The organism is Psychroserpens sp. AS72 (assembly GCF_038900375.1).
Taxonomy (GTDB): Bacteria; Bacteroidota; Bacteroidia; order Flavobacteriales; family Flavobacteriaceae; genus Psychroserpens.
Genome location: NZ_JBBMRC010000011.1, coordinates 26803 through 39161 on the forward strand (window position 1 = coordinate 26803; position 12359 = coordinate 39161).

Sequence of the window (12359 nt, forward strand, 5' to 3'; positions counted from 1 at the left end):
AATAAGTTGAAATAGTATTAAAGCTTAACAGATATTTTTGGATCAATACGATAGTTGCCACGTTTACTACCATCATTAAAAACCGTAATTTTAATAGCGTATTTCTCGACGCGTCCTTTGGTGTCAGGATTGACTGTACCAATAACAACTTCGGGAGTTTGCCCATTTCCTTTTAAAATATTTTTACCAAACACATTATCACCACCATGATAATTTATGGACCTCACGTCAACAATGTCTTTTTCAGGATGACTAGTAGACACACCTTTCCAGATGATTAAATCTCCTGAATTTACCTCAATATTAAAGTCTTCAATATTACCTTCAGATTTAGTGATTTTTCCGTCAGGAGCTTCTGAAGTGAAGTAACATACCTCTAATTCATTGTGGCTTGAAATTTTGTCGGTATCAACATGAATAGTGACGTAGTAGGTGTCTTGGGCAAATAACGTTGAGCTATATAAAAATAGCGCAAGGAGTAGTCCTTGAAATAATCGGTTAGACGTTTTCATTAGTTAATTAGTTAAAATGGATTAATAATAACGACATTCAAATTAATAGCAAAATTTGAAAATCGCATAGCGTTCACACGTAAGTAGAATAGGTGTCAGTGTGATTTGAAACGACTGTAAAAGGCAAATAAATATAGTGAATAATTACTTGAAAATGAGTATTGTAAGATTTATTGTGTTAAAATGGTAGTTGGTTTTGGAGATGTAGGTGTTGAATATTAGGCTTTAAATGTGCTGAAAATATGTTTAATGATGCTGTGGCAATTTATCAAAGCAAGACTAAAGTGAAATATAAAAGTAGGAAGAACAATAAGAGACGTTAAGAGTTTTGAAATCCTAACCTAATTCTATATAGTCATATATAAAATCATTAATTGTTTCAGTGTCTTCATCGAACTTCTTGACAATTCTTGAAGTTAATTTATTTATCCAATGAGTTATTTCTTCTTTAGAATCTAAATTCTTTAAGAATATTAAAATAGGATTTGAAGAGTTAAAATCTCCTATTAGAGTGTGTATGTCATTTTTGAAGATTTCAGCATAATTATCACCTACAGTTTCTAACTGTAACTTTAAACTTATTATTTTTTCTTTTAAAGTCATTAGTCTTATGTTTTGATTGTATGTCAAATATAGAAAATTGATACTTATTGTATGTTGATTTTAGCATACAATAAGTATAGTTTCGACTTATGGTAAATAAATTCATTCTTAAAGAATTTGGTCTTAGAATTCGTGAATTAAGAACTAAAGAAAATCTAAGTCAAGAAAAACTTTCATTTATAACAGGCTTTCACCGCACATACATTGGTATGATTGAACGTGGAGAGCGAAATATATCACTCACCAATATCGCTGTGTTTTCAAAAGCATTTGAATTGGAAATTTCGGAGTTGCTGAATTTTGAAAACCAGAGTCCAAAACTAAGCTTTAATGATTATCAACTAAAAATTGATAATTAAATGAAAAGAGCATACTATAGTAATACAATTCAAGGTTTTTTAACTGAGGATTCAAACGCGATTTTAGGACAGTTAAGTTTAAATCATACAAATCGTTCTCTTGAGGATTTGCAAAAAAATGCTTGGGTTAGTCAGATTGAAATTCTTAAAGAGGAATTGAAAGGAATTAATGGTTCAGTTTATTTTGAATTCGCAATTCCGAGAATGGGAAAGAGAGTAGATAATATAATTATTGTTGATGATTGTATTTTTGTTGTCGAGTTTAAAGTTGGAGATGAATCTTACGGTAAACATGCTGAAACACAAGTAATAGATTATACACTAGATTTAAGAAATTTTCATGAAGGAAGCCATTACGCTAAATTAATACCAGTTTTAATTTCAACAAAAGCTAAAACTAATTATGTGAATTTAGAGGAAGTAGTAAGTTTGAATCAAGTTGCTAAATGTAATAAGTTTGGTTTATCAGAAACTATTAAAAAATTCATCAAAGATTCAAACCCGAAAATTGAAGTTGATACATGGGAAAGCTCAATTTATAAACCAACTCCAACAATAGTTGAAGCAGCTCAAGCTTTATACAAAGGACATAAAGTAGAAGAAATATCTCGTTCAGATTCAGGAGCAATAAATTTAACAAAAACTACAGATTGTTTAAATAAAGTTATTGATAACTCTAAGGCAAACAGAAGAAAATCAATATGTTTTGTAACAGGAGTTCCAGGAGCAGGAAAGACTTTAGCGGGCTTAAATATTTCAAATCAAAGAACTAGTGTAGATAAAGATGAACATGCTGTTTTTCTTTCTGGAAATGGTCCTTTAGTAGAAGTTTTACGTGAAGCATTAGCTATTGATAAGTTTATGTCTTCTAAGGATATTAATAAGCCTATAACAAAAGAAAACGCTAGACGAGAAACAAAAAAGTTAATACAGAATATTCATCAATTTCGTGATGAGTATTTGAAAGATGATGGAGAACCAATTGAGAAAGTCGTTGTTTTTGATGAAGCTCAAAGAGCTTGGAATAAAGTGCAAACGTCTTCATTCATGAAAAGAAAAAAAGGCAAAGAGGATTTTTCTATGTCTGAACCAGAATTCCTTATTGATGTTATGAATCGCCATACTGATTGGTGTTCTATCGTCTGTTTAATTGGTGGTGGACAAGAAATAAATACAGGCGAAGCTGGTTTAGAAGAATGGATAAATGCTTTTATGAATAATTACAGTAATTGGGATATACATTACTCTAATTTAATAACAGATAGTTCAAATTATATTAAAACTGATACTCAAAAAAAATGGCTACAGGAAAATGCTAATAGTCAGTCAGAATTGCATTTATCAGTTTCAGTTCGTTCATTTAGATCAGAAAAATTATCCTCTTTCGTTTATGAGCTTTTAGAACTTAATTCAGATAATGCTCAAAATTTATATTTAGAAACTCAAAGGGATTTTCCTATCTATGTTACTAGAGATTTTCTTAAAGCTAAAAACTGGTTAAGAAATAAAGCTAAAGGTTCAGAAAGAACAGGTTTAATCGCATCTTCAGGTGCTAGAAGGTTAAGGTTTCTAGGAGTTGATGTAAAAAATGAAATTTCTGCTCCAAATTGGTTTTTAAATGAGGATTCAGATGTTAGGTCTTCTAATTTTTTAGAGGATGTTGCTACAGAATTTGATATTCAAGGTTTAGAAATAGATTGGTCTTGTTTAATTTGGGGAGCAAATTTCCATCTTGATAAAGGAAACTGGAAACATCAAAATTTTAGAGGAAGTAAATGGATGAATATTAATCAAGAGATTAATAGAGATTATCTTAAAAACACCTATCGTGTTTTGTTAACTAGAGCTAGGCAAGGAATGGTTATTTTTATACCTGAAGGTTCAGAGATAGACCACACGAGACCAAGTGGTTTTTATGATGAAACTTATAATTATTTTAAAGAAATTGGAATTGAAGAGCTATAATGGTCTCTTTAGTAAGTAATCTTTTAAAATAGGCAAATCTGCTTCTGCCCAATCTAAATTAATCAATTCTTCTTTATTGGCTAAAATATAATTAGAGTGTTCTTTTAATTTTAATTTTCCTGCAACGTATTCAGCATTAAAAGGAATCAGCTCAATTTTGAAATTAGGATATTGATGAGTCACTGATGTCAATCTTTCTTTAACTTCTATTTGAATGTTTAATTCTTCAAATATTTCTCTTTTTATACAATCAATTTCAGATTCACCTTCTTCAATTTTTCCTCCTGCAAATTCCCATTTCAATGGAAGCTTCATATTTTTACTTCTTTGAACAGCTAAAATTTTATCTCCAAAATGAATGATTGCACAAGTGACAGGATTAGTTTTCATCTATAATTCATCAATGCGCCTCCAACCAATCCGCTCCAATCCCAACTTCAACATCCAAAGGCACATCCATCACAAAAGCATTCTCCATTTCCGTTTTAATCAAGGTTTTCATGGCTTCGAGTTCTGGCTTATAGACATCAAAGACCAATTCATCATGAACCTGTAAGAGCATCTTGGTTTTAAAATTTCCGTGGGATAATTTATTATAAATATTAATCATGGCAATTTTAATAATATCTGCTGCACTACCTTGTATTGGTGCATTTACAGCATTTCGCTCTGCAGCTCCACGTACAATAGCGTTGGCACTATTTATATCTTTTAGGTAACGACGTCTATCTAAAACCGTTTTTACATAACCATGATCTCGCGCAAAATCAACTTGCTCGCTCATGTAAGCTTTTAACTTTGGGTAGGTTTCATAATAGGTGTCAATAAGCTCTTTGGCTTCACCACGCGATAAATCGGTTTGGTTACTCAATCCAAAAGCAGATACACCATAAATAATCCCAAAATTGACCGTTTTGGCATTACTACGTTGCGCTCTTGTCACTTCGGAAATTGGAACACCAAACACCTTAGATGCTGTAGACGCATGAATATCTTCTCCATTTTTAAAGGCTTCAATCATCGTTTCTTCCTGACTCAAAGCAGCAATAATTCGTAATTCTATTTGACTGTAATCTGCTGCCAATAAGGTGTAATCTTCGTTTCTAGGAATAAAGGCTTTACGCACTTGACGACCACGTTCTGTACGAATTGGGATATTTTGTAAATTAGGATTATTACTACTCAAACGTCCTGTTGCAGCAACGGTTTGCATATAATCTGTGTGCACACGACCTGTTGCTTCTTCCACTTGTAACGGTAAAGCATCAACATAGGTGCTTTTTAATTTGGCGAGACCACGATACTCTATAATGTGTCGTATAATCTCATGGTCTTTTGCTAAATAGGATAAAATATCTTCTCCTGTTTTATACTGACCCGTTTTTGTTTTTTTAGGCTTATCTACAAGATTTAATTTTTCGAATAATATAATACCCAATTGCTTTGGTGATGCAATGTTGAATTCTTCTCCTGCAGCCTCATAAATTTTAGCTTCTAAAGTAGCAATGTCTTTTTCTAAATCTGCCGATAGTGAATGCAAAAAGTTTGTGTCTAAATTAATCCCTTCCAATTCCATTGCAGCTAGTACACGTAATAAAGGCACTTCAATATCATCAAACAATTTTTGCGTGTTGGCTTCGCCTAATTCGGTTGTAAAATGCTCTTTTAATTGTAAGGTGATATCTGCATCTTCAACTGCGTATTCGGTTTGTTTCTCTAAAGGCACATCACGCATTGAGAGTTGATTTTTTCCTTTTTTACCAATCAATTCTGTAATAGAAACAGGTGTGTAATTGAGATATGTTTCTGCCAACACATCCATACTATGTCGCATATCTGGATTGATGAGGTAATGCGCCAACATGGTATCAAAGAGTTTGCCTTTGACGTCAACGTTATATTTTGCGAGGACTTTAATGTCGTATTTTAAATTCTGACCGATTTTTTCGATAGACTCGTTTTCAAAAAATGGTCTTAATATTTCTATGAGGTTTTGTGCGTCTTCTTTGTCCTGCGGAAATGGGATGTAAAAGCCTTTTCCGGCTTCCCATGAAAATGCGATGCCAACTAATTCTGCTGTCAACGGATTTAAGCCAGTTGTTTCTGTATCAAAACATACTGAGGATTGATTCAGAAGATTTTTTACAAATAATGTCGTTGCCATTCCTGGAGCGATACTTTGGTAAAAATGAGATGTTGTATCTATGGTTTTTCTTGTGTATTCTGAAGTGGTTTCAGTTTGTACACTATCGGAAGGTGAAGCGCCAAATAAAGAAAACTGACCTTCTCCTGCAGATTTTTCTTCTTTAGGCGTTGTTTTTACGTCTGCTTTTGTTGTTGCTGTTTTAGGAGCACTTTGTGTAGTTGAAATTTCCGTAGAAAACGTTTTTAAGAAATTATCGATTAATCGTCTAAACTCTAAACCTTGAAAAATCTCTGTCACTTTAGGAATATCTGGTTCAGACATTTCAAAGTCTTTTTCATTAAAATCTACAGGAACATCCAGCATAATGGTAGCTAGTTGTTTTGACAACAAACCGAGTTCTCCATTAGCTTCAACTTTCTCTTTCATTTTGCCTTTGAGCTCATGTGTATTGGCAAGTAAACCTTCCATAGAACCATAAGCTGCTATGAATTTCTTAGCTGTTTTTGGTCCAACACCAGGAAGTCCAGGAATATTATCACTCGCGTCTCCCATCATCCCTAAATAATCTATAACTTGTAGAGGATCTGTGACTTCAAACTTTTTTTGTACCTCTGGAATTCCCCAAGTTTCATAACCACCTCCAAACATTGGTCTGTACATAAAAATATTTTCTGAGACGAGTTGCGCAAAATCTTTATCTGGAGTCACCATAAAGGTTTGGTAGCCTTCTTTTTCAGCTTTTTTGGCTAAGGTTCCTATCACATCATCGGCTTCATAACCTTCTTTGACCATGATTGGAATGTGCATGGCTTTTAAAATTTCGTAGATATAAGGTACTGCGGTTTTTATACCTTCTGGAGTTTCATCACGATTGGCTTTGTAAGCTTCAAACATTTCTACTCGGTCTGCACTACCACCTTTATCAAAACAAACTGCCAAATGATCTGGTCGTTCTCGTTTAATGACGTCTAAAAGGGAATTCATAAAACCCATAATAGCTGAGGTATCTTCACCTTTAGAGTTAATTCTAGGGTTTTTTATAAAAGCGTAATACCCACGGAAAATTAGTGCGTAGGCATCAACTAAAAAGAGACGTTTCTGGTCTGACATATGTTCTAAATTTATAGTCTATAAAACTACAAAACTTAGACCTTGATATGAAACATTGTTTATTAATTAATAAACAAAAAGAAAGTCGCTCTCTATAACGACTTTCTTTACTTTAATTATAATTGAAGATCATTCAATTTGGGTTGCAATGGTTGTGAATTTTACTCTAGTAGTATTCTTTGATATGTTACAGTGTTGTTAGATTTTACTTTTACGATATACATTGAAGCGTTTAAATGTTCTAGATTAATAGAATTTTGATTGGTTGCTTTTGCTACAATTTTTCCGAGGATGTCGTAGACCAAAATGGAATCAACAGTAGTGTCCGAAGATATATTTAATATGCCTTTTGTAGGATTTGGGTATATGATAATATTATTCTCTATATCAAAGTTATTGGTACTCAGAGTTTCTGCGCTTTGAATAGTAAAGCTTTTGTAAGCGTCATTATTTGCTAGTGCTAAAGTTCTAAATACACGAAGCTTGTAAGTTGTTCCGCTAGTTAAACCATCAACATTTCCGCTAGAATCAAAACATCCTAATTCATTACCATTACAGGCATCATAGATGGCAAAATTATTCCATGTTAATGATCCGTCAATGATTATAGAGCCATCCATTGGCATTGTAAAGTCGTACCAAACATCTGCATAATCTTCTGCTGTTGTTCCTGAGCAACCCATTTGATTATTAATAGTTGCGCCTGCAATTCCGAAGTAAACCGTAGATGATATTGTTGAAACTGTAATATTTTCTGCGGAAGCACAATCGTCATTATTTATAATTTCAAAAGCTTGAATGGAAAACGTTCTGTAGTCGTTATTATCTGCAAGATCTAAAGTTCTAAAAACACGAAGTTTATAATTTGTTGAAGCTGTTAAATTGGTAAATAACTCACCTCCAGCTCCACATTGAATTAGTGTTCCACCACAAGTATCGTATAAAGCTAGACCGTTCCATGCAATTGTGGCATCAACATAGAGATTGCCATTGACAGGCATTGTGAAATCGTACCAAATATCTGCGTAGTTTGTAGTTGTGCCAATACAGCCTTCTTCATTATTAATGGATGCTCCACCAATATCAAAATTTACTGTGGATTGTGAAGTTGACACTGTGATATTTTCTGCGGAAGCGCAATCGTCATTAGTCACAGTTTCAAATGCTTGAATGGAGAACGCTCTATATTCGTTATTATCTGCAAGATCTAAAGTTCTAAAAACCCGTAGTTTATAATTTGTTGAAGCAGTTAAATTAGTAAATAACTCATCTCCAGCTCCACATTGAATTAGTGTTCCACCACAAGTATCGTATAAGGCTAACCCATTCCAAACAATAGCTGCACCAACAAAAAGGTTGCCATTTACAGGCATTGTAAAATCGTACCAAATATCTGCGTAATTTGTAGTTGTACCAATACAGCCTTCTTCATTATTTATTGATGCACCACCTATTTCAAAATCTATTGTGGATGCTGTTGTTGATACTGTTATGTTTTCTGCGGAAGCACAATCATCGTTAGTTACGTCTTCATAAGCAATTATGCTGAAGTTTAAGTAAGTATTGTCTGCATCTTCACTAGTTCTGAAAATTCGCAATTTGTAATTTGTTCCAGAAGTTAAGCCAGTTATAAATTCATTGCTAGTACCACATTGGATTAGTGTACCACTACAACCATCGTATAAAGCGATATTATTCCAAAAAATACTAGCATTTATATATAAATTACCATTTACTGGCATTGTAAAATCGTACCAAATATCTACATAATCTAAGGTAGCTCCTGAGCATCCAATTTCATTGTTTACAGAAGCTCCACCAATTTCAAAACCTACTGAGGTTGCTGTTGTTGAAACTGAAATATTTTCAGAAGAATTACAATCATCATTTGTTGCTGTTGGAAAAGCTTTAATACTAAAATTTTGAAAGCTTGTATTTGTGGCCTCGGTTGATGTTCTATACATACGTAAAAGATACGTGTTTCCAGATGTTAGATTAGTAAAAAGATCTTTTGTGTTTACGCAATCTATTTCTGTACTACCACATGAATTATATAAAGCAAATTTGTTCCAAACAATTGAACCATCTACAAATATATTACCATCCATAGGCATTATAAATTGGTACCAAACGTCTGCAAAATCTCCAGTTGTACCACAAATAGTTTCATTGTTTATGACAGCAGAATTAATATCAAAAGTAAAATTTGTAGACGTACTGGTTACTGTTATTAAATCTGGATTACTACAATCATCATTTGCAGGCTGACCAAAGGATAATGTTGCAATACAAAGTGTTAATAATAAAGTGTATTTTTTTTTCATGATTTTAGTTTTGTACTGTGAATATATGCGTTTTATAATTTTTGGATAAGTGATTTAGTTCTAATTGTATAGATGGTATCAAATCCTGTTTAATTGGTGCTATTTTGATAAAAGAAAGTCGCTTTTTATAACGACTTTCTTGGTTAAAATTAAGATATACGCATATATATCTTATTCAATTATAATTCGTTTTGAGATATGACCATCATTAGTTGAAATTTTTAGAATATATAGTCCAGATTCATATTGACTAACATTGATGTTTAAAGATTTTGTTGTTACTATTTTCTTACCCAAAATGTCAAATAATTCTATAGAAGTTATGGGTTGATTATCATTAAGAGATATGTTTAACTCGGTTTCTACAGGGTTTGGATATATAGAAATAGAATTATTTAAATCAAACTCGTTTGTAGAAAGCAAACTGCAATCTTCACTAAAACTAGTTTCGTTGTCTATTACAGTCCAATTGGTAGTGCTGTAATTTGCGTCGTCAACTTCTATACACTCTAGTTGATGATTATTAGTAGTTCTAAATGTAACGATATTTATGTTATTCCCATTTTTAACATTAAGGCTATTAAGTTCATTACTCTGACATAATAAGGTTGTAATTGCTGTATTATTGGTTAAATCAAGTTCAACAATATCATTCCCTGTACAATCAAGCAATTCTAAATTAATAGTATTATCAATATTTAAAATTGTAATATCATTTGAGCCACAATATACAGTGGTTAGCGCAGTGTTGTTATTAAGATTTAGACTTGTAAGGTCATTGTTTTCGCAATGTAACAATTGTAGTAAGGTATTATTGCTGAGGTCTAAATTTGAAAGTGTTAAGTTGCTGCAAACTAAATTTATAAGGTTGGGATTATTAGTAACATCTAAAGTCGTTAATTGAGTAGTACTACAACGTAAATCTTCTAATAGTGTGTTATTTGACACATCTAGAGTTGTGATATCATTAAAATATATATGCAATAACAAAAGCTGTGTATTGTTGGATACATCTATGCTTGTTAAGTTGTTATTATAGCATCTTAATTCTCTAAGCGCTGTTAAATTACTAACATCTAAAGTTGAAATGTTATTGAAAAAGCATGATAGTTCTTCTAAAGCTATAAAATCTTCAATACCTGTAAGATCTGCTATACCTAAAGATGCTAAATTTAATGTTGTTATAGCATTAATACTTGTGGTAGGTACATAATCATCTAAACTTCCCGTGTCATAACCTAAATCTATAAGTGCTTGCTCAAAATTATCGTCTGGTACGTATGTTAGACTCAAACTACAATCTTCGCTAAAACTGGTTTGAGGATCTAGATTGGCAACCTCATCCCAATTAGCTGTAGCATAAGCGAGATCATCTACCTCAATGCAAAATAGGTTTAGGTTGTTATCAGCATCCAAACTAGAAAGAATGATATTGTTACCGTTATTAATATTTAAACTTGTAAGTTGGTTATTTGTAGCAAGTAAATCTGTTAATTGTGTACTATTACTTAAATCTAGCGCAACAATTGCGTTGTCTCTGCATCTAACATCTACTAAATTAACATTCATATCTAATTCTAAACTAGACAAGTTACTATTGTCACAAGTTAAATGTGTTAGAGCTGTATTCGTATCTATGTTTAAAGCTGTAAGCTGATTGTTACTGCAGTTTAGCTCCTCAAGTAGGCTATTATTACTGAGGTCTAAGTTAGAAACTGATGTATTACGACAATATAAGCCTAATAGGTTAGGGTTGTTGGTAACATCTATAGAAGTAAGTGGATTGTTACTGCAACTTAAAGTTTCTAATAGTATATTGTTGGTAACATCTATAGTAGTAAGTTGATTGTCACTACAACTTAAAGTTTCTAAAAGTGTATTACCTAAAACATCTATAGTCGTAATAGCATTATCATTACAATTCAAATTTTTTAGTACAGTATTACTGGAAACATCCAAGCTTGTTAAATCATTACCATAACAATCTAAACGTTCTAAAAGTGTATTGTTTGAAATATCTAAACTTGTCAAATCATTATTACCACATTTTAATTCTCTTAGCACTGTTAAATTGCTAACATCTAAACTAGAGATATTGTTGGCTAAACACGTTAGTGATTCTAATGCTATAAAATCTTCTATACCTGAAAGATCTGCTATGTCTAAAGCGACTATTTGTAAGGTTGTTATAGTATTAATATTTGCTGTAGGTACTGAGCCATCTATAGTTCCAGAATCATGTCCTAGATCAATTAAAGCTTGTTCAAAAATAGGATCTGGTATAGCAGTTGTTTGAGATAGACAGATAGTGCTTACACATAAGCAAATGATAAAAAGTAATACTGTTTTCATAAGAATGGTTTTAATTATTAATAGTAATGGTGTGAATTATTTTTCTTCGGAAATATGAGAAACTGCGATATTGAGATCTGTAAATAGACATATCGTAATAGAAATTGTAATTTTTCTCATCGTATCGAGTATTTAAAAGTTCTATAGTTTTAGGCACAGCCTGTTATTAAATAAACTATAATTTATACCCAATTATAGGTTGGGTGTGACTCTAAATTACTGATAAAGTGGACGTTGTTTGGGTATTTTTAGTAAGAGGACGTTTTTTTTAGTGAAATGATTAATGCTTTACAAAAAAGCTTCAATCTGTTGCTTGTAGGTACTGCTCATTGGAACTTCAATATTTTCAATAATAACCTTGTCACTTTTGATACTTTTAATTTTTTGAATGTTCACAACGTAAGAGCGATGTGATTTTACAAAAATTTTAGAATTTAATTTTTCTGTAATATGTTTTAAAGTGTGCGGAAGAAGATACTCTTTATCTACAGTAACTATATAGCAATAATTATCAAAAGCCTTGAGGTATTGTATAGACGCTTGGTTTAATTTGATACGTTCTCCTTCAGAGCGTATAATGATATATTCCTCTTTTTCTAAAGATATTTTATGCCATGCTAATTCAACATTGCTGAGCAAACCAGAATCGGTAAATGGCTTTACTATAAAACCTAAAGGATTGGTTTCTTTTACTCTTGCAAGTGTACTTGGGTCTGTTTGTGAGGTTACAAATAAATAGGGGATATTTAGTTTTTCTAACGTTAGCGCTAAGTCAATACCATCTTTTTCTCCTTGTAGATTTATATCTAAAAGTACAATGTTAGCTTGTTTTTGTTGAATTTCTTTTAATGCATTCTCATAATCTTCGCTAAATCCCAAAACATTAATCCCAAATGATTCTAAAGACATTTTAGCAGTTTCAGCAATTAAAGGTTCATCTTCAACAATGTAAAGCCGTATTAAATTATGTTCGTTTTTAAAACTCATA

9 protein-coding genes are annotated in these 12359 nt (G+C 32.1%); 2 read left to right on the top strand and 7 right to left on the bottom strand.

Annotated elements, in window-relative coordinates; all coding sequences use genetic code 11:
- Positions 1-17: 17 nt before the first annotated feature.
- Both WNY78_RS16065 and WNY78_RS16070 read right to left on the bottom strand, forming a co-directional pair.
- Complete coding sequence (locus tag WNY78_RS16065; protein ID WP_342874240.1) at positions 18-512, bottom strand: hypothetical protein; 495 nt, start codon at positions 510-512, stop codon at positions 18-20.
- Between the two features lie 336 nt (positions 513-848).
- On the bottom strand, positions 849-1115 hold the full coding sequence (locus tag WNY78_RS16070; protein WP_342874241.1) for a hypothetical protein: 267 nt from the start codon (positions 1113-1115) through the stop codon (positions 849-851).
- Positions 1116-1204: 89 nt separating this feature from the next.
- Here WNY78_RS16070 and WNY78_RS16075 point away from each other — a divergent pair, with 89 nt between their 5' ends.
- Both WNY78_RS16075 and WNY78_RS16080 read left to right on the top strand, forming a co-directional pair.
- Positions 1205-1474 (top strand): helix-turn-helix transcriptional regulator, encoded by a 270-nt coding sequence (locus WNY78_RS16075; protein ID WP_342874242.1) that lies wholly within the window; start codon positions 1205-1207, stop codon positions 1472-1474.
- A complete protein-coding gene (locus WNY78_RS16080; protein ID WP_342874243.1) occupies positions 1475-3439 on the top strand; it encodes a DUF2075 domain-containing protein in 1965 nt (654 codons plus the stop codon).
- On the opposite strand, the gene WNY78_RS16085 is transcribed toward WNY78_RS16080, so the two are convergent.
- The 5 genes from WNY78_RS16085 to WNY78_RS16105 form a co-directional block, all read right to left on the bottom strand.
- Positions 3434-3829: a (deoxy)nucleoside triphosphate pyrophosphohydrolase gene (locus tag WNY78_RS16085; RefSeq protein ID WP_342874244.1), complete on the bottom strand. Its 396-nt coding sequence runs from the start codon at positions 3827-3829 to the stop codon at positions 3434-3436. The genes WNY78_RS16080 and WNY78_RS16085 overlap by 6 nt on opposite strands.
- A gap of 10 nt (positions 3830-3839) precedes the next feature.
- Positions 3840-6695 (bottom strand): DNA polymerase I, encoded by a 2856-nt coding sequence (gene polA / locus WNY78_RS16090; RefSeq protein ID WP_342874245.1) that lies wholly within the window; start codon positions 6693-6695, stop codon positions 3840-3842.
- A 161-nt stretch (positions 6696-6856) separates the two neighbouring features.
- Entirely contained in the window at positions 6857-9019 is a 2163-nt protein-coding gene (locus tag WNY78_RS16095) for a T9SS type A sorting domain-containing protein (RefSeq protein ID WP_342874246.1), read from the bottom strand.
- Between the two features lie 171 nt (positions 9020-9190).
- Positions 9191-11371 carry a T9SS type A sorting domain-containing protein gene (locus tag WNY78_RS16100; RefSeq protein WP_342874247.1) on the bottom strand — a complete coding sequence of 727 codons (2181 nt, stop codon included), beginning with the start codon at positions 11369-11371 and terminating at the stop codon, positions 9191-9193.
- Between the two features lie 288 nt (positions 11372-11659).
- Positions 11660-12358 (bottom strand): response regulator transcription factor, encoded by a 699-nt coding sequence (locus tag WNY78_RS16105; protein WP_342874248.1) that lies wholly within the window; start codon positions 12356-12358, stop codon positions 11660-11662.
- Position 12359: the final 1 nt, after the last annotated feature.

Excerpts from the sequence above, each read along its gene's own strand:
- WNY78_RS16065 (WP_342874240.1), bottom strand. The coding sequence starts at position 512 with ATGAAAACGTCTAACCGATTATTTCAAGGACTACTCCTTGCGCTATTT.
- WNY78_RS16070 (WP_342874241.1), bottom strand. The coding sequence starts at position 1,115 with ATGACTTTAAAAGAAAAAATAATAAGTTTAAAGTTACAGTTAGAAACT.
- WNY78_RS16075 (WP_342874242.1), top strand. The coding sequence starts at position 1,205 with ATGGTAAATAAATTCATTCTTAAAGAATTTGGTCTTAGAATTCGTGAA.
- WNY78_RS16080 (WP_342874243.1), top strand. The coding sequence starts at position 1,475 with ATGAAAAGAGCATACTATAGTAATACAATTCAAGGTTTTTTAACTGAG.
- WNY78_RS16085 (WP_342874244.1), bottom strand. The coding sequence starts at position 3,829 with ATGAAAACTAATCCTGTCACTTGTGCAATCATTCATTTTGGAGATAAA.
- polA (WP_342874245.1), bottom strand. The coding sequence starts at position 6,695 with ATGTCAGACCAGAAACGTCTCTTTTTAGTTGATGCCTACGCACTAATT.
- WNY78_RS16095 (WP_342874246.1), bottom strand. The coding sequence starts at position 9,019 with ATGAAAAAAAAATACACTTTATTATTAACACTTTGTATTGCAACATTA.
- WNY78_RS16100 (WP_342874247.1), bottom strand. The coding sequence starts at position 11,371 with ATGAAAACAGTATTACTTTTTATCATTTGCTTATGTGTAAGCACTATC.
- WNY78_RS16105 (WP_342874248.1), bottom strand. The coding sequence starts at position 12,358 with ATGAGTTTTAAAAACGAACATAATTTAATACGGCTTTACATTGTTGAA.